Here is a 19,524-nt window from a genome sequence, read left to right as displayed (position 1 = left end):
GCTGAAGGTCATGCTTGGGGTGCTCCGATATACAATCTTCAGCCTAACTTGCGTCGCCTCGGCGCGCAAACCGCGTACGGCCCGCTTTCGGAAAATAAACGAGACAAAAACCGGAGTTTTGACTAGAAAATATCGACATCGGACAGCTCGTCAGAAGCTTCGAGGAAACATCGGACATGCATATCGATCTGAGCGCCAAACGGGTGATTGTGACCGGCGCGAGCCGAGGAATCGGGCGGGCCACGGCCGCGGCCTTCGCCCGCGAAGGCGTGCGGCTGGCGATCTGCTCGCGCAACCCCGACACGCTGTCGGCCGTCGCTGAAGACATGCGCGTGCTTGGCGCCGCGGAGGTCATCGCAGTCGCGCTCGATGTGCGCAATACCGCCGCCGTTCGCGCCTTCGTCAATCAGGTCGCCGAAACCTGGGGCGGCGTCGACGTGCTGGTCAACAACGCCGGCCAGGGCAAGGGCGGCAGCCTCGAAACCTTGGAGCCCGAGGATATCCTCGACCACGCCAACAACATCCAGATCGCCCATTTCCGGTTCGTCCAGGCGGTCGTGCCTCACATGCGCGCGCAACAGTGGGGGCGGATCATCAACATCAACGCCCTGGCCGGGGCCCTGCCGACGCCGGACGGCATTCCCTCGGTGACCAACCGCGCCGCGGGGATCGCCCTGGCCAAGCTCTTGGGCCAGCAGCTGGCCAAGGACAACATCCTGGTCAACAGCCTGAACATGGGTTGGATCGATACGGGCCAGTGGGATCGCCACTACAAGGAGATGCCCCCGTCCATCTCGCGCGAGGAGTTCCTCGAAATGGTGGTCAAGGTCGTGCCCCTCGGTCGGTTCGGCCGTCCCGAGGAGGTGGCCAATGTCTGCCTGTTCTTGGCCAGCGACCTTGCGACCTTCCTGAGCGCGGCCTCGATCGATGTCTCGGGCGGCCTACAGGGCGCGATCGCCTACTATCCCACCCTCAAGCGCGAAATGCAGGAAATGGGGCTGGAGCGTCAGGCCACTCTCGAAGCGGCCTCCGCCGCCTAGGGCCCCACCGCGCCGGGTCGTCATCCCCGCACCGCCGCGGGGATGACGCATCGCGGCCTTGGAGAGGCCCGGCTTAGTGGGCTTCGCTTTGCGGATAGATCGCCAGGCGCGCGATGGTCGCGTGGTCGGCTGCTCAAGCATGAACCGGATGGCCCGAGCGAATATCTTCGGGATCGAGCGCGACCGGATCTTCAATCTTCGCCGCCGCCATCATCCTGTCGAACATCTCGCTTGAGGTCGAACCCGGCGCGATCGATCCGACCTTGACGCCAGCGCCGGCCAGTTCGATCCGCAGCGATTGGGTGAAGGCCTCGAGCGCATGCTTGAGCCCCCATAGACGCCGCCCGCCCGGGAGATCAGGTAGGCGCTGATGCTCGACACGTTGATGATCGCGCCAGACGACTGACCGCGAAACTCTCGAGCGAACACGTAGGACGAGCGCACCACGGCCTCGAAGTTAACCCGGATCATGTAGCTGACGGCGTCGAGATCGATGGTGTCCATCGTTCCGACGGCCATGACCCCGGCATTGTTGATCACCACGTCGGCGCGCGCCAAATCGCGCCTTGGCCAACGCCAGAAGTTGCTCTGGAACATCGGGCTCGGCGATATCCGCCGCCAGCAAGGCGCTGGGGCCCGGCAAGGTCGCGGCCAGCGCCTCGAGCTTCTCCAGCCGGCGGCTCGTCAGCACCAGATTGCACCGGCGTTGCTCAGATCGAGCGCCGTCGCCGCGCCAATGCCGGCGGAGGCCCCGGTCAGGACGACGGTTTTTCCCTTCAACTCCATTGGCCGGGCGCCTTTCTCATGCCTTCGATAGTGGGCCGCATGTCGGCCACGCTGGGCAGGTGCGCGGTGAACCCGCCGTCGACGGAGAGGATCTGGCCGGTGACGTAGGAGCTGAGGTCGGACGCCAGGAACACCACCATGTTGGCGATGTCGCGCGGGGTCCCCAGGCGCGGCACCAGGCAATGGCTCAGGAAGATGTTCTGGATGTGCGCGGGCAGCCGTTGCTCCATGCCCGGCTGGATAATCAGACCTGCGGCGATGGCGTTGACCCGCACGCCCTTGGGGCTATATGCGGTCGCCAGGTGACGGGTCAGGGCGTTCACCGCGCCTTGCCCGCCGCATAGGCGAAATTGCTGACGTCGCCCGAAAGGGACTGGCCCGACGAGATGTTGACAATCGATCCGCCGCCCCGCGCCAGCATCGACGGGATGGCGTGCTTGCAAAACAGCATCGGCGCGCGGGCGTTGATCGACTGGACCTGATCCCAAAGCTCGACGGGCATCTCAGGGATGTCCAGGTCGCGGGATGAAAAGCCCGTCGCGCCGGCGTTGTTGTCGAGGATGTCGACGCCGCCGAAGGTCGCGACGGCGAACTCGACCACCGCCCGGATGTCGTCCTCGTCGGTGATGTCCCCGACCTTGCAGGCCACCTCGTGACCTTGCGCCTGCAAGCGATCGGTGACCGCTGAAAGCTCCGGAGCCCGAAGGTCGGTCAGCACGACCCGCGCGCCCTTTTCGGCCAGCGCCAGCGCCGTCTCCGAGCCGATAGAGCCGGCCGCGCCGGTGACCAGCGCCACCTTGCCGTCCAGTAAACCCATCTGTGTCTCCCCTTGGACGGCTCTAGCCGCCTTGTTGTTCCATCTCCGCGACGTTCGGCGGTCGCGACTGGTAGCCTGGCATGTGCAGACCGCCATCGACGTTGATCAGTTCGCCGGTCACGAAGCGCGACATCTCCGAGGCCAGGAACACCGCGACGGGCGCGATATCCTCTTCAGGGTCGCCGTTGCGCAGCAGAGGCTTGCGCGAGGCCGCCATCTCGGCGAAGCCCGGCATGGCCTCGGCCATGCGGTGAAAGACCGTGCCCATCGCCGCCGGCGACAGCAGGTTGACCCGGATGTTGAACCGCCCCCACTCGTGGGCGGCGCTGCGCGTGAGGCCGCGGAGCGCCGATTTGGTGATGTTGTAGTCGGCGTTCAGCCAGGCGGCTGTCTCCACGTCGATCGAATAGAAGTTGATGATCGAGCCGCCGCCGCGGGCGGCCATGTGGGGCCGCGCGGCTTGCATGGCCCACCACCCCGCCCAGAGCCCGAATGCAGGGTGCTGTCCAGCATCTCGTCGGTCTTCTGCTCGAGCAGGACCTTGGGGCTGAGGGTGAAGGCGTTGTTGACGAGGATGTCGAGGCCGCCGAACAGATCGACCGCCTTCTGCACCGCGCCCTGGATCTGGTCCTTGACGCGCACATCGGCCTTAATCACTTCGGCCCGCCCGCCCAGCTCCTCGGTCAGCTCCGCCTTGATGGTCGCGCAATAGTCCTCGTTGAATTCGGCGACCAGGACGGTCGCGCCTTCCCGGATGAAACGGCGGGCGATGCCGCGGCCGATGCCGCCGCCGCCGCCCGTGACCAAGGCGACCTTGCCGTCGAGCAGCCCCATCAGCGCAGCTCCTCGGGCGTGCGGATGGTCGTGCCGAGGATGGGCCCGACCAGCTGGTGCCCCCAGTAGCTCAGGCGCTCGGCGTTCAGTTCGAAGGGATCGCCGGGCCAGGGGTGGGTTTCGGCGATCACTTCGACGGCGAAGCCCGAAGGGCTGAAGTGGTAGAAGGAGAAATGCGGGTCCTGGGTGTGTTGCCCCAGGGTCATCTGCACTTGGATCTGGCGCTTGTTGACGATGTCCCAGGTTTCGCCGACATCACGGAAGATCGCCGGTCAACAGGCCGATGTGCTGGATGCCCATCCGACCGGGGGCGTGGCCATAGCCGATGTCGTGGCTGGTCAGGTTGTTGAGCCCGGCGCGATAGAACCCGGTCCGGCCCTTGCCCGCGCCCGATCCATACCATTGGAAGCCCATGATATTGATCAGGAAGTCGTCCAGCTCCGGGCCATATTCCGGGGTCATCACCACGACATGGGCCAAAGCCCCGGCCGTAGGTGTTGAAGCCGCCATGGCGACGGCCCGGCACAAACGAGCCAGGCTCGCCCTTCTGGCCGTAGAACAGCTCGTACTGATAGCCCACGGGATCCTTGAATCGGACCACATCGCGCACCCCGCGGCGAACCTTGAGGTCATCGCCGCCCTGCTCCAAGGCGATGCCCGCGTCCTGGAGCTTCTTGACGGCCTTTTCGAACGCGATCCGGTTGACGCATTCCCAGCCGATATAGGCCAGCTTGTCGATCGGCCCAGGCTGGAAGGCGAAACGATAGCGCCGATCGTCCATCTTCAGATAGAGCGCGTCCGGCTCGTCCTCCGGCGAGGGCGCGATGGCCAGACCCAGGACTTCGGGTCCGTAGCTGCGCCAGGCCTCGATGTTGGGGCTTTCAAAGCCCAGATAGCCGATACCCCGGATATCCATGGTCCAGTTCCTCGTCTTGTCGCTTGGCTAACAGGCGGTCGTGCCGCCATCGATGATGATGTCCGCACCGGTGATGAAGGCCGCTTCGTCGGTGGCCAGGAAGGCGGCCATGCCGACGATATCCTCCGGCTCGCCTGGACGGCCGAGCGGAATATTGGCGGTCAGCTGGGCGCGGACGGTGGGGTTTTCGACAAAGGCGCGCGTTCCCGGCGTGACGACGAAGCCGGGGCTGATGCTGTTGGCGCGGATGCCGACCGCGGCGCCCTCCAGCGCCATCTGCCGGGTCATCGCCACCACACCGCCCTTGGTGGCGTTGTGGGCGATGGTTCCGTTGCCGCGCGAGCCCTGCCATCCCGCCGTGGACGCCACATTGATAATCACCCCGCCGTGCTTGGCCAGATGGGGCCAGGCGAACTTCGTCGTCAGGAAGACGAGGTCGAGCTCGTTTCGCAGGGTGTAGCGCCAGTCCTCGATCGAAAGCTCGGCGATCGAGCCGAACTTCGCGGCCGAGGCGTTGTTGTAGAGAATGTCGATCTTGCCGTAGTCGGCGACGGCCTGGTCGATCCAGGCCCGCGCGCCGTCAGGGTCGCCAAGATCGCAGGCCATGGTGGTCATCCTCCCGTCTGGGCGACCAGCCGCGCGGTCTCGGCGCGCCTCGGCGTTGACGTCGCATCCGCGACCACCGCGCCCTCCGCGACGACCGAAGCGCGGCGGCGGCGGCGGCCTGCCGCCCCCGGTGCCTGAGACGCGACGCGCCCGGCCGGGCGCGCCGCCGCGCCTGAGTCGCCGCGCGCGCCAGCGCCCGCGTCTCCGCTCGCCGCATCACGCGCGTCCAGCTCGAGGCGGATGGCCGCATGCTTTTCGCGCGTCAGCGGATAGGTGAAGGCCAGCCAGGCTCCCAGGAGAAACAGCGCCGCCGAAGGACCCGCGAACACCATTTCCAAGCCGGAGATGGCTTGTGGGGTGTTCGCGCCCAGAAGCGCGGGCTTGTAGCCGACCAGAGCCAGGGCGGCGAAGGCCAGGCCGACCGCCAGGGCGCCGCCCAACTTCCAGCTGCTGATCAACAGCGCATAGAGCACGGCGGTTTGATCCGAGCCGGATTCGAGCCGCAGTTCGTCGCCCGCATCGGCCATCATCGCGCGTGGCAGCAGGTTGAAGGCGCCGAACGACAGCCCCCAGCCCATCATGCCCACCGCCATCGCCGGCAGATTGTGGTCAGGCAGGAAGATGAACGCCACGCTGACGATGGCGGCCAGAAGGCCCGATATTCCAAGCACGAAATGCTTGTCGAGCCGCCGCGCCAGCCAGGCTACGGCGGGTACGGTGATCATGGCCGTGACCACCTGGGCGATCAGAACGACGCCGACGGCGCTGCGCTCCAGCCCCTTGGCGGCGGTCACGAAGAACACCAGCATCGCCGAGGCGGTGCCAAACCCAAGGCCAAACAGAAGGTCGATGGCGGCGATCCTGAAGACGGCTTTGCGGCCGACCACGGCCAGATAGGCTTTGATCCCGACGATATGCCTTTGGGTGACGAGCGTGGTCTCCGGGACGCGCCAGGCGGCCAAAGCCACCGCCGGCGCGGTCAGGACGATGATGATCCACCCCATGAGCTGGGTGGGCGGCAAGCCGGTCCCGCCAAGCTTGGCCGAGATGATGGGAAAACCCATCACGGTCAGAATGCCCAGCAGAGAGGCGAACTGAAGCCAGGCATAGACCCGCGAGCGCTCGTCGTAGCCAGCCGCCAGGCCGGAGGCGAGCGCCAGTTGCGCCAGCGACAGGACAGACCACCCCAAGAAACTGGCCGTCAGGGTCACCAGCAGATAGACGGGTCCCACGCCTGGCTTGGCCATGAACAACAGATAGACGGCCAACATGAGCGCCGGCGCGCCCAGGACCAGCCATGGGCGATAGCGGCCCCAGCGGGTGTGGGTTCGATCCATCGCCGCGCCGAGCAGCGGGTCAACGACGATGTCGAACACGCGCACGCTGGTGAAGATCAGGCCGATCAACGCCAGCGGCAGGCCCAGAACCGTCGCATAGTGTTCCGGAATCATGACGACGAGCGGCAGCGACAGCGCCGTTAGCGGCACGCCCAACAAGGACAGCGACAATAGCCCGGGCAGCCTGGGCCGGCCGGACGCGCGGGCTGGGGCGGCGACCGCGCTGCTCGCGGCGTCTGGGACGGCCGTCATCCCTCAACGGCTTCCACGACGATGGCGCCTTGGGGGCAGGACTCTGCGCCTTCGATCGCCCGTTCCAACAGCTCGGCGGGCACGATGTCGGTGGTCACAACCACAAGCCCCCCCTCGAGCTGATAGATCTCGGGGCAGATCTCCACGCAGGTGCCATAGCCGCAGCAGGCGCTTCGGTCCGCCCTGACGCGATGCGGGGTCGCTTCTGAACTCATAACCTTCCTCCGTGCCGGGCGCCCCTTTGGGGCTTCTCCGGAGGGCCAGCGGCCCGTCGTTCCTCACTGAATCGAACAGTTGCATTTTCTATACAGAAATGCCACCTCTGTTCAAAATTATATGGCGCCTAGCGCTGCGGAGGACACCCATGCTGGACCGGACACGGACGACGCTTTCCGACGGGACGACGATCGACGACTTGATCAACGTGCAGACGCGCGAGGTCCAACTTCGGGCGATCTCGGACCCGGAACTCTACGACATCGAGATGCGCAAGGTGTTCGGGAAGACCTGGCTGTTGCTGGGCCATGAGAGCGAGATCCCGAACTCGGGCGACTTCATCACGCGACTGATGGGCTCGGACCCGGTGCTGATCACGCGTCAGAAGGACGGCTCGATCCGGGTTATGCTCAACGTGTGCCCGCACCGGGGCATGCGCGTGTGCACCAGCGACGCGGGCAACGCCAAGGTTCACACCTGCATCTATCACGGCTGGGCGTTCAAGAACGACGGCGACTTCATTGGCGCGCCCGTCGCCGCCGAGCAGATGCACGGCACGATTCTGCCCAAGGAAAAGCTCGGCCTGACCCAGGCGCGCACCCACCTCTACGGGGGCCTGATCTTCGCGACCTGGAATCTCGACGGCCCCTCGTTCGACGAGTTCCTCGGCGAGATGAAGTGGTACTACGACATGCTGTTCCAGCGCACGGATCGGGGCCTGGAAGTTCTCGGCCCTCCGCAGCGCTTCACGATTAAAGCCAACTGGAAGACCGCCTGCGAACAGTCGGCCGCCGACGGCTTCCACACCCTGACGCTGCACCGTTGGCTTGGCGAGTTCGCCAAGTTCGGCGATGGCGACCTGACCACCTCGATGTACGGCACCGAAGTCAGTTCGCTCCAGGGCCATGCGCTGCGGTGCATGCCCGCCGCCAACAAGTTCAAGCAGGCCGCCGGCTTCCGCGACGGGAACCTGACGCTCGAGGAGAAGCTGGCGATCGTGCCGCCGCCCGGCATCACCAAGGAAATGCTGCCCCAGCTGATCCGCAACCTGACGCCTGAACAGCTGGGCCTGCTGGTCGACAGTCCGCCGCAGGTCGGCGGGATGTTCCCCAACGTCCTGATCGCCTTCATCTATGTGCCTCAGCCCGATGGCGAGATCATCGGCCTGACCTCCCTGCACACCTATATTCCTAAGGGGCCGGACGAGCTGGAGTTCTGCAACTTCATCCTGGCCGAGAAGGACGCCCCCGAAGAGCACAAGCAAAAGGCCCTGCAATTCGCGGTCCGGATGCTGGGCACCTCGGGCATGGTCGAGCAGGACGACTCCGACACCTGGCCCCACATCACCCAAACGGCCAAAGGCGCGGCCGCGCGCAACATCACGATGAAGTATCAGGCCGTCTGCACCACGCCTCCGCGGGCCGACTGGCCCGGCCCGGCCCTGGTCTACGAAGGCTTCACCAAGGACGACACCCAGTGGAACTGGTGGCTGGCCTACCGCGACCTGATGAACAGCTCGCTCTGATCATCGCCGCCATCATCAGGACCTGACCGCCATGACCATCGACGTCACCGCTACCGCCGACACCGCCGTCGCGCCGGACGCTTTCCGAGCCAATCGCGTGCCCGTGGGCTCGCCCGCCTATAATCAAATCGCCGAGTTTCTCTATGAGGAGGCCTGGCTGCTCGACGAGATCCGGCTCGCCGAATGGGTCGAGCGCCTCGACACCGATCTGCGTTACACCTGCCCGGTGCGCCAAACCCGGCCCCTGAGCCAGAACGCGGCCTCCATCGTCCGGACCGTGATGCACTTCGACGAAACCTACGCCTCGATCCGAGGCCGGGTCGGACGCATCACCGACACCCGCAGCGCCTGGGCCGAGGATCCGCCGTCTCGCACGCGACGTCTGATCACCAACATTCTGGTCGAATCGACGGACAATCCCGACGAGTTCGAGGTGAAGAGCTATCTGCTCTGCAGCCGCAGCCGCTTCGAGGAAACCAATCTGCTGTTCCTCAGCTGCGTCCGCCACGATCTGCTGCGACGCCATGGCGCCAGCTTCAAGTTGGCGCGGCGGGAAATCATCGTCGACCAGACGGTGCTGGGCTTCCCGAACCTCGCCATCTTTCTCTGAGCTGACACAGCTCTGATCGGCGGCGGTCTGGCTCACCAGACCGTCGCCGATCTTGGTTCCAAGACCAATCCAGGATTTGCCACATGCGCGCCGCCGTCATCTCCGGCAACGGAGTCGCTCCGGTCCTTCAGGATTTTCCCGAACCGACGGCGCGGGTGGGATCGGTCCTTATCGATGTCGACACCGCCGGGCTCGGAGGCTGGGACGTCCTGGGCGCCTATCGTCTCGGCGTTGAATATCCTTGCGTCATCCGCGGCGAGGGCGTTGGCCGCGCCGAGGATGGACGGCGGGTCTATTTCGGCGAACGCTCGATCGCGCCGTGGGGGGCCTGGGCGGAAAAGACCCTGGTTCCGGCGGCGGAGGTCTGGGATGTTCCCGACGACATCGACGATCGCACCGCCATCACCATGGGCATCGCCGGCACCGGGATTCTGGTGCCGTTGGAAGCGGCTAACATCCAGCCCGGGGAGAGCGTACTGATCCTCGGCGCCACGGGCGTCCTGGGACAGATCGGCCTGCAGTTGGCCCGAAGCCTCGGGGCGGGTCGCATCGTGGCCGCAGCCCGCAACCCAGCCGCCCTGGATCGGCTCGTCGAACGCGGCCTGGCCGACGCCGGCGTCGCCCTGGGCGGTGAGAACGACACCGAAGCGCTCAAGGCCGCCAGCGGCGGGGACGGCTTCGACATCGTGCTCGATCTTGTGTTCGGCAAGCCGTTCTTGTCGGCGGTCAAGGCCACCAAGTGGGGCGCGCGGCTGATCACCATCGGCACGGGCGCGGGCCGGGTGGTCGAACTCAACATCGGCGACCTGCTGTTTCGCACCCTCACCTGCATCGGCACCGGACAACGCCCGCCCGCCGATCGCGAAGCGATCTGGCGGCGGCTGCTGGCGATGCAGAAGGCTCAGAAGCTGATCATCGACTACGTCGACTATGACTTCGCCGACGCCGCGGCGGCCTGGGCCGCCCAGGTGTCAGGCCCCCACGCTAAGATCACCGCGAAGGTGCGCTAGGCGCCATGGCGAAGGGCCCTCCCCCCCTTCGCCATGGGCGGCGGACCTCAGTCCGCCGACAGCGCCTTGTCCACCGCGGTGACCAGACGCGGGTCGGCCGCGTCGATATCCGGCGCGAACCGGTCGATGACCTGGCCATCACGACCGACCAGGAATTTTTCGAAATTCCAGACCACCTCGCCCGGACCGCCCGTGGCGATACCATAGCCTTTCAGCCGCGCGCGCATCGGCCCATCGCCGGTCGCCTCCGGCTTCAAGGCCGTCAGCCCCGCGTACAGCGGATGGATGTCGTCGCCCTTGACGCTGATCTTGGCGTAGAGCGGAAAGGTGACGTCGTAGCTGGTCTTGCAGAAGCTGGCGATTTCGTCGTCGGCGCCCGGTTCCTGGCCGTTGAAGTTGTTGGCCGGGAACGCCAGCACCTCCAGGCCCTCGGCCTGCTTGGCGCGATAAAGCGCCTCGAGCCCCTCGTATTGCGGCGTCAATCCGCATTTGGAAGCGACATTGACGATCAGCAGAACCTTACCGGCGTGGTTGGCCAGCGTGTCCGGTTCGCCGCCGATGCGGGTCAAAGGGATGGCGGTGATCGCGTCGGTCATGGGGACTCCATTGATTGCCTGCGGCGCTTGCCGCCGTCAGCGCGCAGCCTAGCAAAGCGCCATCGGCATCGCGCGTCGAAATTAAATTCCGCCATCAGAATTCTTAAGGAACGCGCCCGATGAGCCGTGCGCCGATCGATATTATCCGGACCTTTCTGGACGCCTGGTCCGAGGGGCCCGAGCGGCTCGAGCAGGCGATCCGCGATCTTTTTCGGGCCGACACGGAATGGACCAATATGGGCCTGTCGCGCACGGTCGGCGCCGACGAGGCGCTGGCGCTGGGCGCGCAGTTCGAGGCCAGCATGGGCTATGCGACAATCATCGTGGAAACACTGCATATCGCCGCGACGGGCAATGTCGTCCTGACCGAGCGCGTTGATCGCCTCCTGGCCGCCGACGGGCGCGAGATCGGCGCCTTCTCGATCGCGGGCGTTTTCGAGTTGGACGACGACGGCCGGCTCGTTCGATGGCGAGACTACACCGACCCGGGCGCCGTCAGCGCGATCCACGGACACTGAAGGACCCAAAGCCAAATTCCCATGGACTTCTCTTCTAGAATACTATTCTGCATTTGAAATAATCTGAGTCCGCACAGCGGGCCGAACTTCCGGGAAGGAACACCGATGAGCACCGCCCAGATGGCTCCCAACAAGGATCTTGCCGACGGCTTCGCCCAGGTCGGCGCCCTGTTCGCGGGCAACGACAAGAACCTCGAGGCGATCTATCGCCACCATCGAAACAACCTGCCCGTGATGGAGGGCGACATCTGCGCCGAGCTGGGCGCGGCCTCCTTCGCGGGCCAAACGGGCCGGCCGATCTATACGATCTTCAAGCACGCCGACGTGATGAAGGTGTTGCGCGACACCAAGACCTTCACGAGCGGGATCCTGATGGAGACGGGCCTGGGTCCGTTCCTCGACGGGCTGATGATCACGGGGCTGGACGGCGATGAGCACCGGCAGCTACGCGGCATCTTGCAACCCTCGTTCACGCCCGCGGTCATGGAAGAATGGCGCGAGACCTATATCCGCCCCCTAATCAAGCGCTCGTTCGTTGAGCCGCTCGTGCCGCTGGGCAAGGCCGAGCTGATCGGCAGCGTCGGCGTGATGTTCCCCATTCACGTGGTCTACGCTGTCCTGGGCTTCCAGGACGACGATCCCGCTGCGCTCGAAGCCTTCGCCACCAAGGCGCTGAAAGTGCTGGGCGGCATGGCCAACGACCCGGAGGCCAAACGCGCGGCGTTCCAGGCCTTCCAGGAGCTCTATGACCCGACCCTGGCCGCCGTCCAGGCCCGCCGGGCTTCCGGCGCCGAGGGCGCGGACCTGATCAGCCGCCTGATCCGGGCCGAGTTCGAGGGTCGAACCCTGAACGATCATCAGATCACCAATTTCGTGCGGATGATGCTGCCCGCCGCGTCGGAGACCACCTCCAGGACCTTCGCGATCATGATGACCCACCTCTTCGACCACCCCGAGGTGCTCGAGCGCCTGCGGGCGGATCGGACCTTGATGCGGAAGGTCTTGGACGAGAGCGTCCGCCACGACGCGGTCGCCACGTTCAAGGTCCGCGAGTGCCAGACCGAGGTCACGCTGCAGGACGTGACCATCCCCAAGGGCGCGATCATTTCGGCCTGCGTCGCCTCGGCCAACCGCGACGAGGCCGTGTTTGACAATCCCGACGCGTTCGACATCGACCGCAAGCAGATGGCGGCCTTCGGGTTTGGTTTTGGCGCCCACATGTGCGTCGGGATGTGGCTGGCCAAGGTGGAGATCGAGGAGGCGGTCGGTCTCCTTCTAGACATGCTGCCCAATCTGCGTCTGGACCCGGCCCACCCCCGGCCGGAGGTGCGAGGCGTCTCCTTGCGCGGCCCGGACGCGGTCCATGTGGTGTGGGACGCCCCGTAGGCGCTCGCACCCCATTTCCCGCTGCGCCGCGGCGCGAAGCGCAGGGCCCCCATCGCGCGATGGGGGCCCTTTTGGCGTCGGCGAAACTCTTTTCGGCCGAACATTGCTTATGAAAAAAGCCGCCGACCGTTAAGCGGTCGACGGCCAGTCAGCCCCGAGCGGAACTGCGGGATTAGAAACGCTTGGTGAGGGAGGCTCCGTAGGTTCGCGGCTCGCCGATGAAGTCCGTCGCAAAGCCAAGACCCGCGGCATAGACGTCGGCGAACTGGCGGACGTTGTATTCCTTCTTGGTCAGGTTCTTCCCGTAGATGGCCAGTTCGATGTTGTGAGCGTCGAATTCGACGGTAAAGCGGGCGTTCAGCAGACCATAGCCTGGCGTGCGGGTCAGGACGTTCGCCGTCGCATAGATGCCCTGGGTCGTGGCCGATTGCTGGGCGGCCGGCGTGACCGGATTATAGAACTGCTTGCCCAGATAGGCGTAGTCGGCGTGCAGCGACACGCGCCCGAACGAGGTGGGCAGGGTCTGGGTGGCGCCCAGGTTGAATTGAACCTTGGGAAGCTGCGGCAATTCCTCGCCGCTCCGGTCCACCGGGCAGATCGACGAGGCGCCCGCGGCCTTGCAGCCCGTCAAGGACGCGCCCGGCACGGACTGCTGCTCGATGAACGATCCGCTCTTATACTTGCCGTTCATCAGGCTGAGGCTGCTGGTCAGCTCCATGCCCGTCCAAGGACGGTAGGCGCCTTCCAGCTCCACGCCATAGACCCGGGCGTCGCCGGCGTTGACGATGAATTGGGTGCTGGCCCCAGCCGGCGTCAGCGCCGCGGCGTTGCGCTGAACGTCCGACTGCCAGGAGTGGAAGACGGCGATGTTCGTGCGCAGGCGGTTTTCCAACCATGTGGCCTTTAGGCCCGCTTCGACGTCCCGCGTGGTCTCGGGCCGGAAGGCCGGAAGGCCGCCGGCGCGCGTGTTCCAGCCGCCAGACTTGGACGCCCGCCGCGTCTGCACATAGGCGAACACATCGTCATTGACCTGCCAGTCGATGCCGAATGTCCAAGCGGGATAGTCGAAGCTGGTCTTCTGGGTCTGGGCGCATACGCCCGCGACATCCGGGTTGGGCAGGTTGCACGTCGTGGCGACGCCCCAAGTGGAATAATTATACAGCTTGGTGTCGCGATCGTCCCAGGTCCAGCGAAGCCCGCCCGCGAGCCGGACGGCCTCGGTCAGCTGATAGTAGCCCTGACCGAAGACGCCGACCGAGCGATTGTGCACGTCGGCGAGGTTTTGCCCGGCCAGGCCGGCATAGGGACGGGTGGTGGCCGAATACGGCAGGAAGCCGAAGTTCTGCGACCGGCTGAATTCCTGGCCCTTCTCATCGGAGAAATAGCCGCCCGCGATGTAGGTGAACTTCTCGCCGACGCCCCCGTTGATCTGGAGTTCCTGCGACCATTGCTTGGAGCTGTAGCCGGCCCAGGTCGTCAGGATCGGGGCGGGCGTGCCGTCAGTGTCGACGACGCCGTCGGTATCGCTGAAGCGATAGCCAGTGATCGACTTCAGGGTCACGCCGCCCAGGTCCACCGAACCGTTGAGGCCAAAGCCATAGGCCTCCAGGCGATTGCCCAGCGGCATCGAGTACATGGCCCGGACATTGGCCGGCAGGCTGGCGAAGTTGGGATTGCTCGTCGGGACGAAGAAGCCCGTCGCGTAACTGTCGTAGAAGCCGCGATTGTGCAGGGAGGCGTTCAAGGTCGAAGCCAGACCGAACGGCCCGAACGAGCCGGTGGGCCCAAACAGCTCCGGCGCATAGGCATGCAGGGCGGTGAACTGGCCGTTGTCCTTGATCTTATTATAGTCGCCCGACAGGATCAGGCGAACCGAACCGTCTTCGTATTTGAGCTTGGCGCGAACGAAATCGCTGTCCTGGGCCCAGATGTCGCGGCCCAGCGGAATGTCCTGGCCGTACCCGTCGCGGCTCTTGGTGTTGGCGACCAGTCGGCCGGAGATCTTGTCGGTCAGGCCGCCATTAAGCACGAGGCTGGCGCCGTACTGACCGTAGTTGCCCGCTTCGATCTTCACCAGGCCGCTGTATTGACTGGTCGGGTCAGCGGACAGGATGTTGACCGCGCCGCCGATGGTGTTGCGGCCAAACAGCGTCCCCTGCGGCCCGCGCAGGACTTCGACGCGCTGCAGGTCGAGCAGGTCGGTGAGCCCTTGGGAGGGCCGCGGAATGTAGACGCCATCGACATAGATGGCGACGGCCGGGTCGTTGGAGACCAGGGCCTGCAGGTTGCCTTGGCCGCGCATAGCCACGAAGGCGAAACCCGACGCGGAAGGCGCGCCGGTGGCGATCGAGAGGCTGGGCGTTGTGCGTTGGAGATCGGTGACGTCGGCCACCTGGGCGCGCTCCAGCGCGGCGGCCCCGATCGCGGTGACCGCGACCGGCGTGCTCTGGAGATTTTCCTCCTGCCGGCGGGCGGTGACGACGACTTCTTCCAGCTGGTCCGACTGGGGCGAGGCTTGAGGCGCGGCGCTCTGGGCGAACGCAGGCGCCGTCAGCGCCGTGCAGGCCAGCAGGCCCAGCGCGCTTCCGCGCCACAGAAATTTGGACACAGGTTGATTGGTCCTGAATGGCATCGAAACCTCCCCTCGGGGGTCTAGCGCCCCGCATTTTTATGGCCGCCAGCGAGCGCCATATTTACAGTCAAACTAAACAGAATTGGAAATCTGTCGCAAGAATAAAAATCTGAGATAAGAAGATCATTCCAAAACGCGACGATCAGTCGCGCGCTCGCCACATGGGCGGCCAAGCCTCATCAAGCGCCCATCAAAGCCCCCACCTCCCCGCATACGGATGACAGACGAGACCGGCATGACAGACACAGCCACCCTTTCGGGAAAGAAGATCATCGTCACGGGCGCGGCGCGCGGCATCGGGGCCAGCGCCGCCAGGGCGTTGACCGCGGCCGGCGCGAGAGTCTGCGGTCTGGATGTTTCGGTCGCCGCGGCCGGCGCGCCTGAGGTCAGGGACGCTGGGCGGCTGACCTTCGATCTGTGTGACGTGTCCTCGCGCACCTCGGCGACGGCGGCCATCAATCGGGCCGTCGAAGAGATGGGCGGCCTTGATGTCCTGATCCACGTCGCGGGGGTCCAGCGCTACACGCCCGCGGAGGCGATCACCGACGAGGAGTGGGACCTGGTGGTTGGTGTCAACGCCAAGGGCACGATGATCGCCAACCAAGCCGCCTTCCCCCACCTCAAGGCGCGCGGCGGCCGTATCGTCAATTTCGCGTCCGCGGCCGGCGCCATGGGCCTGCGCGGCTGCGCACACTACGCCGCGTCGAAGGGCGCGGTCCTGGCCTGGACGCGCACGATCGCCCAGGAGTGGGGACGCTACGGCGTCTCGGTCAACGCGGTCGCGCCCGGCATGTGGACGCCGATGTACGACACGACCCGCGCGGGCATGTCGCCCGAGCAGCTCGAGGCCCACGACCGGGGCATGGCCATGATGATCCCGCTGGGCGGTCGGCTCGGCGACCCGGACGCGGACATGGCGCCGGTGCTGGTCTTCCTGGCCAGCGACGCCTCGCGCTTCATCACCGGCCAGACCCTGGCGGTGGATGGCGGTCTGATGATGGTGCGCTAGCTTTGGTCGCCCGCCCCTGCCCGGGGCGCGTCCACGATCGGATTGACCAGCGTCCCGACGCCCTCGATCTCCACGCGCACCACGTCGCCCGGCGTTAACCACTGGGGGCTGGCCGCCGCCGCCGCGCAGCCGGAAGGCGTTCCGGTGGCGATCAAGTCGCCGGGATAGAGCGTGAAGATCGTCGACATCAGGTGAACCAGGTGCGCGACGTCCCAATGCATTTCGGCGATGTCGGCGCTCTGCCGCAGCTCGCCGTTGACGTGGGTGGTGAGCCGCAAGCCCTTGCAGCCTGGCGGCAACTCGTCAGCGGTGACGATCTCGGGACCGAGCCCGCCGGTGTTGAGGAAGTTCTTACCGGCGGTGACCGCCGAAGGGATGTAGTTGTAGGCGCGGACGCTGCCGTCGTTGTGGCAGGCATAGCCGGCGACGTGCTCGAGCGCGCTTTCGCGCGGGATCATCCACCCGCCCCGGCCAATGACAACCATCAGTTCGCCCTCGTAGTCGAGGGTGTCGGAGACTTCCGGCCGCCAGATAGGCCGGTTGTGGGCGACCATGGAATCGGGCGCGCGCAGGAACATGCCTGGAAACGTCGACGCCTCGGCGTTCATTTCGGCGACGTGCTTCATGTAGGTCTTGCCCAGGCCGATGATCTTGTCCGGTCTAGGGATGGGCACCAGGTGGCGCACGCGCTCGAGCGGGTGACGGGCGTGGCCGGGCGCGGCGGCGGCGGCGCGTTCGGCCGCCGCCAGGGCCTGGGGACCAGCCGCCAGCAGCCCGCGGAGGTCTCGCGGCAAATCCGGCGCGGCGACGCCCAGATCGATCACCTCATCGCCCAGACGCACGCCAGTGGTCGGCGCGCCGTTCAGATCAAAGGACAACAATCGCATCGTGATTTCCTTGCGATCGGCGGGCGAGCCGGGAAGCGCGGTCCGCCCGGATCACCGCGCCGCAGAGTTTGGCGCGAGCCGGGCGCGGTTATCAGAAGGCGTAGGAGACACTGGCCCCGTAGGTGCGCGGCGCGCCGATCACCACCGTGTTGAAGTTGCTGGCGGCGAAGGATCCCGAGCGCGCGCCGAAATATTCGTTGGTGAGGTTCTTGCCGTAGAAGGCCACGGTGACCGGCGCCCGCGCCAGCGTGAAGGACGCCTGGGCGTTCAACAGCCCGTAGCCGCCCTGACGAACGGAATTTCGCTGAAAGTCGGTCAGGGGAACCGGGCCCGCGCCAGTGATGGTGACGGTGTTGAGGAAGTAAACTTCGGAGCGGTGATTGTAGTCGACATGCAGGTCCAACCGCCCGGCCGACAGGTCGACCGGGTAGTCGGCGCTGAGCGCCACGGTCGTCTTGGCCACGGTTGGCACCGCCGATCCCTTGTAGGGCCCGTCGGTGAATTCCGGATGGATCAAGCCCAGCGCCGCGTTGAGGCGCAGGCGGCCCACAAGCGCGGTCGCCTCGAACTCGCCGCCATAGATCTCGGCCTTACCCGAATTCAGCACGGCGATGATCACCGGGCTGGCCGAAAGAATGGCGTTCTGCTGAATTCCCGAGAAGGTCGAGAAATAGCCGCTCGCGCCGATCCTGAGGCGCTTGTCGAAGAAGGTGAGCTTGGCGCCGGCCTCATAGCTTCCCACGCTCTCTTCGCCGAATGGCGTGAAGAAGGCGGCGGTCGTGCCGCTGGCCTGCTGAAAGCCGCCCGACCGGTAGCCCTTGGAGAATTTGCCATACAGCAGACCATCTCCAGGGAGCCGGTAGTCGACGCCGAGCGTGAACGGAACGGTGTTGAAGTGGATGTCGCGCGGCGTGTAGAGGCAGCCGCCGGGCGCGGCGTTGAGGCCGATGGCCGTAAAGGGGCAGGCCGCCGGCGTCACCGCCGAGGCGGGCGGTTCGGGATTGGTCGAATTGGCCGCCGAGACGGCAAAGCGCGCGGGCGTATAGACCATGCTGCGCGTGTCCTTGACCGCCCGCAGCCCGGCGGTGAGACGCAGGCGCGGCAGGACTTCCAGGCCGATCTGGCCAAACAGGCTGACCGATTCATTGGTCGGTCGGATCGTGTTGTCCTGAATGGCGGTGGGCACGCGGGTGATGGGCGAATTGCGGATCTTCTCGCGGAAATAGTACGCCCCGGCGGTCCAGGTCAGCCGGTCGGCGAGGGTGGTCCCATAGAGTTGAAGCTCCTGCGAAACCTGGTGGCCGTCCAATTCGAAGGTGCGGACGTCAGCGGTCGGGAAGGGCGTGCCGTCCAGGTCCGCCGCGCCCTCGAAATCGATGTTGCGATACCCTGAGATCGCCTTGAGGGTGGCGAAGCCGAGGTCGGCGGTGAGCGTGCCGGTCCAGTCGTAGACCTTGGACTGGTTGAGGGGATTGTAGCCCGCGTAGCTGGTGCGCGACTTCGGCGCGGCCACATAGGGCGCATATTGCGCGGCCGTCAGGCCAGGCTGATAGGCGTTGAGCACCCACAGCGGCTGATGGTTGGCGCCGGCATAGTGATCGAAGCTGACGTCAAGCCGCATCCGGGAGGTCAGGTCCGCGCGGAGGCTGGCGCGGATATAGTCGTCGTTCTGATCTGCGACATCGCTCGCGAGCGTGGGATTGTAGCCGTATCCGTCGTGCTCGACGTGGCTGTAGACCAGTCGCGCCGCCAGCTTGTCGGCGATGATCGGCAAATTGACCACGCCGGTGCCGGAGATGGCGTTGTAGTTGCCGTATCCCAGCTTCAGCGACCCGCCAAAGTCGTAGGTCGGCTTGTTGGTCGTGATGTTCAACGCCCCACCGATGGTGTTGCGGCCAAACAGCGTGCCCTGCGGACCGCGCAGGACCTCGGCCGAGGCGATGTCCACCATGGCCAGATTGCTGCCCTCAGGACGGGCGTAGTAGATGCCGTCGACATAGGTGCCTACCGCCTGATCCACGTTGGGCAGGACGCCGCCGGGCGCGACGCCACGGATCGCCAGGATCAGGTCGTTGTTCCCATAGGGCGTGGCCGTGAAGGTGATCGACGGCGCGTTCTCGGTCAGGGCGCGGACGTCCGCGATCTGGCGCCGTTCCAGCTCGCGCGCGCCGAAGGCCGTCACCGCGACGGGCACGTCCGCCAAGCGCTCCTCCCGGCGCTGGGCCGTGACGATCACCTCCTCGAGGCCGGTGGGCGCGGCCTGAGGAGCGGCCTGAGGAGCGGCCTGAGGAGCGGCCTGCGCGCTCGCGATCGAGGGCAGGAAAACAAGCGAAACGCCCGCGCAAAGCGCCGATTTCCAGCTGGAATTGGTCATGGATCGTCCCTCCCTTGCGCGCTATGCGCGGCCGCGATCTGGACGATTTCAACGAACTCGCACGATCGCTTATGAGCGGAAGGGAACTCAGCTCCGCATCTAAGTCAATCGCTTTAGTCTGATGGGAGAATTTAATTCTGCTATCAGGATAAAATACCTCGCGGCTGGCCTCG

At 65.7% G+C, this 19,524-nt stretch carries 19 protein-coding genes and 1 pseudogene; 7 read left to right on the top strand and 13 right to left on the bottom strand.

All coding sequences use genetic code 11. The features are described from left to right. Nucleotides 1–176 precede the first annotated feature (176 nt). Nucleotides 177–1,040, top strand: coding sequence for an SDR family oxidoreductase (locus CSW62_RS26010; protein WP_099582464.1), 864 nt, complete (start codon nucleotides 177–179; stop codon nucleotides 1,038–1,040). A 210-nt stretch (nucleotides 1,041–1,250) separates the two neighbouring features. Here CSW62_RS26010 and CSW62_RS26705 read toward each other — a convergent pair whose 3' ends face one another. The 9 genes and pseudogenes from CSW62_RS26705 to CSW62_RS25975 form a co-directional block, all read right to left on the bottom strand. Continuing rightward, nucleotides 1,251–1,637, bottom strand: coding sequence for an SDR family NAD(P)-dependent oxidoreductase (locus CSW62_RS26705; protein WP_199170762.1), 387 nt, complete (start codon nucleotides 1,635–1,637; stop codon nucleotides 1,251–1,253). Nucleotides 1,638–1,816: 179 nt separating this feature from the next. Next, nucleotides 1,817–2,643 (bottom strand): annotated as a pseudogene (locus tag CSW62_RS26000) (SDR family NAD(P)-dependent oxidoreductase). Between the two features lie 22 nt (nucleotides 2,644–2,665). Continuing rightward, nucleotides 2,666–3,088: an SDR family NAD(P)-dependent oxidoreductase gene (locus tag CSW62_RS27325; protein ID WP_199170761.1), complete on the bottom strand. Its 423-nt coding sequence runs from the start codon at nucleotides 3,086–3,088 to the stop codon at nucleotides 2,666–2,668. Beyond that, on the bottom strand, nucleotides 3,019–3,477 hold the full coding sequence (locus CSW62_RS27320; protein ID WP_199170760.1) for an SDR family NAD(P)-dependent oxidoreductase: 459 nt from the start codon (nucleotides 3,475–3,477) through the stop codon (nucleotides 3,019–3,021). The genes CSW62_RS27325 and CSW62_RS27320 overlap by 70 nt, the downstream gene beginning before the upstream one ends. After that, nucleotides 3,477–3,683, bottom strand: a complete 207-nt coding sequence (locus CSW62_RS26690; RefSeq protein WP_199170759.1) for a hypothetical protein — start codon at nucleotides 3,681–3,683, stop codon at nucleotides 3,477–3,479. Before CSW62_RS26690 ends, CSW62_RS27320 begins: the two co-directional genes overlap by 1 nt. 49 nt (nucleotides 3,684–3,732) lie before the next feature. Beyond that, nucleotides 3,733–3,987 carry a hypothetical protein gene (locus CSW62_RS26685; protein WP_199170758.1) on the bottom strand — a complete coding sequence of 85 codons (255 nt, stop codon included), beginning with the start codon at nucleotides 3,985–3,987 and terminating at the stop codon, nucleotides 3,733–3,735. Between the two features lie 433 nt (nucleotides 3,988–4,420). After that, a complete protein-coding gene (locus tag CSW62_RS25985; protein WP_369827568.1) occupies nucleotides 4,421–4,999 on the bottom strand; it encodes an SDR family NAD(P)-dependent oxidoreductase in 579 nt (192 codons plus the stop codon). A 5-nt stretch (nucleotides 5,000–5,004) separates the two neighbouring features. After that, nucleotides 5,005–6,588 (bottom strand): MFS transporter, encoded by a 1,584-nt coding sequence (locus tag CSW62_RS25980; protein ID WP_099582598.1) that lies wholly within the window; start codon nucleotides 6,586–6,588, stop codon nucleotides 5,005–5,007. Next, a complete protein-coding gene (locus tag CSW62_RS25975; RefSeq protein ID WP_062097838.1) occupies nucleotides 6,585–6,803 on the bottom strand; it encodes a ferredoxin in 219 nt (72 codons plus the stop codon). The genes CSW62_RS25980 and CSW62_RS25975 overlap by 4 nt, the downstream gene beginning before the upstream one ends. A gap of 149 nt (nucleotides 6,804–6,952) precedes the next feature. Between CSW62_RS25975 and CSW62_RS25970 the strand changes: the two genes are divergently transcribed. The 3 genes from CSW62_RS25970 (at nucleotide 6,953) to CSW62_RS25960 (ending at nucleotide 9,949) form a co-directional block, all read left to right on the top strand. Further along, nucleotides 6,953–8,329, top strand: a complete 1,377-nt coding sequence (locus CSW62_RS25970; RefSeq protein ID WP_062097840.1) for an aromatic ring-hydroxylating dioxygenase subunit alpha — start codon at nucleotides 6,953–6,955, stop codon at nucleotides 8,327–8,329. Between the two features lie 31 nt (nucleotides 8,330–8,360). Further along, a complete protein-coding gene (locus CSW62_RS25965) occupies nucleotides 8,361–8,939 on the top strand; it encodes a 3-phenylpropionate/cinnamic acid dioxygenase subunit beta (RefSeq protein ID WP_099582459.1) in 579 nt (192 codons plus the stop codon). A gap of 83 nt (nucleotides 8,940–9,022) precedes the next feature. Continuing rightward, the gene (locus CSW62_RS25960) at nucleotides 9,023–9,949 is read left to right on the top strand and encodes a zinc-binding dehydrogenase (protein ID WP_062097844.1); all 927 of its coding nucleotides are present in this window, start codon (nucleotides 9,023–9,025) and stop codon (nucleotides 9,947–9,949) included. Nucleotides 9,950–9,996: 47 nt separating this feature from the next. Here the strand turns inward: CSW62_RS25960 and CSW62_RS25955 are convergent, their stop codons facing one another. Continuing rightward, the gene (locus tag CSW62_RS25955; RefSeq protein WP_099582458.1) at nucleotides 9,997–10,545 is read right to left on the bottom strand and encodes a glutathione peroxidase; all 549 of its coding nucleotides are present in this window, start codon (nucleotides 10,543–10,545) and stop codon (nucleotides 9,997–9,999) included. A gap of 119 nt (nucleotides 10,546–10,664) precedes the next feature. Between CSW62_RS25955 and CSW62_RS25950 the strand changes: the two genes are divergently transcribed. Continuing rightward, the gene (locus CSW62_RS25950; RefSeq protein WP_099504304.1) at nucleotides 10,665–11,063 is read left to right on the top strand and encodes a limonene-1,2-epoxide hydrolase family protein; all 399 of its coding nucleotides are present in this window, start codon (nucleotides 10,665–10,667) and stop codon (nucleotides 11,061–11,063) included. 105 nt (nucleotides 11,064–11,168) lie between these two features. Beyond that, nucleotides 11,169–12,449 carry a cytochrome P450 gene (locus CSW62_RS25945; RefSeq protein ID WP_099582457.1) on the top strand — a complete coding sequence of 427 codons (1,281 nt, stop codon included), beginning with the start codon at nucleotides 11,169–11,171 and terminating at the stop codon, nucleotides 12,447–12,449. Nucleotides 12,450–12,621: 172 nt separating this feature from the next. Here CSW62_RS25945 and CSW62_RS25940 read toward each other — a convergent pair whose 3' ends face one another. Then, nucleotides 12,622–15,057: a TonB-dependent receptor gene (locus tag CSW62_RS25940; protein ID WP_199170744.1), complete on the bottom strand. Its 2,436-nt coding sequence runs from the start codon at nucleotides 15,055–15,057 to the stop codon at nucleotides 12,622–12,624. A gap of 259 nt (nucleotides 15,058–15,316) precedes the next feature. On the opposite strand from CSW62_RS25940, the gene CSW62_RS25935 reads away from it, so the two are divergent. Further along, on the top strand, nucleotides 15,317–16,090 hold the full coding sequence (locus CSW62_RS25935) for an SDR family NAD(P)-dependent oxidoreductase (RefSeq protein ID WP_099582599.1): 774 nt from the start codon (nucleotides 15,317–15,319) through the stop codon (nucleotides 16,088–16,090). Here CSW62_RS25935 and CSW62_RS25930 read toward each other — a convergent pair. Together CSW62_RS25930 and CSW62_RS25925 are read right to left on the bottom strand one after the other, a co-directional pair. Continuing rightward, complete coding sequence (locus CSW62_RS25930; protein ID WP_099582597.1) at nucleotides 16,087–16,977, bottom strand: fumarylacetoacetate hydrolase family protein; 891 nt, start codon at nucleotides 16,975–16,977, stop codon at nucleotides 16,087–16,089. The two genes, CSW62_RS25935 and CSW62_RS25930, sit on opposite strands and share 4 nt — an antisense overlap. Before the next feature lie 91 nt (nucleotides 16,978–17,068). Further along, on the bottom strand, nucleotides 17,069–19,351 hold the full coding sequence (locus tag CSW62_RS25925; protein WP_062099285.1) for a TonB-dependent receptor: 2,283 nt from the start codon (nucleotides 19,349–19,351) through the stop codon (nucleotides 17,069–17,071). Nucleotides 19,352–19,524: the final 173 nt, after the last annotated feature.

The sequence above is a fragment of the Caulobacter sp. FWC2 genome, from assembly GCF_002742625.1.
In the GTDB taxonomy this organism is placed as follows: Bacteria; Pseudomonadota; Alphaproteobacteria; order Caulobacterales; family Caulobacteraceae; genus Caulobacter.
Note: the sequence above shows the minus strand (reverse complement) of the source record. Positions and strands in the feature narration are given on the sequence as shown.

Excerpts from the sequence above, each read along its gene's own strand:
- CSW62_RS26010 (WP_099582464.1), top strand. The coding sequence starts at position 177 with ATGCATATCGATCTGAGCGCCAAACGGGTGATTGTGACCGGCGCGAGC.
- CSW62_RS26705 (WP_199170762.1), bottom strand. The coding sequence starts at position 1,637 with ATGTTCCAGAGCAACTTCTGGCGTTGGCCAAGGCGCGATTTGGCGCGC.
- CSW62_RS27325 (WP_199170761.1), bottom strand. The coding sequence starts at position 3,088 with ATGGCCGCCCGCGGCGGCGGCTCGATCATCAACTTCTATTCGATCGAC.
- CSW62_RS27320 (WP_199170760.1), bottom strand. The coding sequence starts at position 3,477 with ATGGGGCTGCTCGACGGCAAGGTCGCCTTGGTCACGGGCGGCGGCGGC.
- CSW62_RS26690 (WP_199170759.1), bottom strand. The coding sequence starts at position 3,683 with ATGACCCTGGGGCAACACACCCAGGACCCGCATTTCTCCTTCTACCAC.
- CSW62_RS26685 (WP_199170758.1), bottom strand. The coding sequence starts at position 3,987 with ATGGCGGCTTCAACACCTACGGCCGGGGCTTTGGCCCATGTCGTGGTG.
- CSW62_RS25985 (WP_369827568.1), bottom strand. The coding sequence starts at position 4,999 with ATGGCCTGCGATCTTGGCGACCCTGACGGCGCGCGGGCCTGGATCGAC.
- CSW62_RS25980 (WP_099582598.1), bottom strand. The coding sequence starts at position 6,588 with ATGACGGCCGTCCCAGACGCCGCGAGCAGCGCGGTCGCCGCCCCAGCC.
- CSW62_RS25975 (WP_062097838.1), bottom strand. The coding sequence starts at position 6,803 with ATGAGTTCAGAAGCGACCCCGCATCGCGTCAGGGCGGACCGAAGCGCC.
- CSW62_RS25970 (WP_062097840.1), top strand. The coding sequence starts at position 6,953 with ATGCTGGACCGGACACGGACGACGCTTTCCGACGGGACGACGATCGAC.
- CSW62_RS25965 (WP_099582459.1), top strand. The coding sequence starts at position 8,361 with ATGACCATCGACGTCACCGCTACCGCCGACACCGCCGTCGCGCCGGAC.
- CSW62_RS25960 (WP_062097844.1), top strand. The coding sequence starts at position 9,023 with ATGCGCGCCGCCGTCATCTCCGGCAACGGAGTCGCTCCGGTCCTTCAG.
- CSW62_RS25955 (WP_099582458.1), bottom strand. The coding sequence starts at position 10,545 with ATGACCGACGCGATCACCGCCATCCCTTTGACCCGCATCGGCGGCGAA.
- CSW62_RS25950 (WP_099504304.1), top strand. The coding sequence starts at position 10,665 with ATGAGCCGTGCGCCGATCGATATTATCCGGACCTTTCTGGACGCCTGG.
- CSW62_RS25945 (WP_099582457.1), top strand. The coding sequence starts at position 11,169 with ATGAGCACCGCCCAGATGGCTCCCAACAAGGATCTTGCCGACGGCTTC.
- CSW62_RS25935 (WP_099582599.1), top strand. The coding sequence starts at position 15,317 with ATGACAGACACAGCCACCCTTTCGGGAAAGAAGATCATCGTCACGGGC.
- CSW62_RS25930 (WP_099582597.1), bottom strand. The coding sequence starts at position 16,977 with ATGCGATTGTTGTCCTTTGATCTGAACGGCGCGCCGACCACTGGCGTG.
- CSW62_RS25925 (WP_062099285.1), bottom strand. The coding sequence starts at position 19,351 with ATGACCAATTCCAGCTGGAAATCGGCGCTTTGCGCGGGCGTTTCGCTT.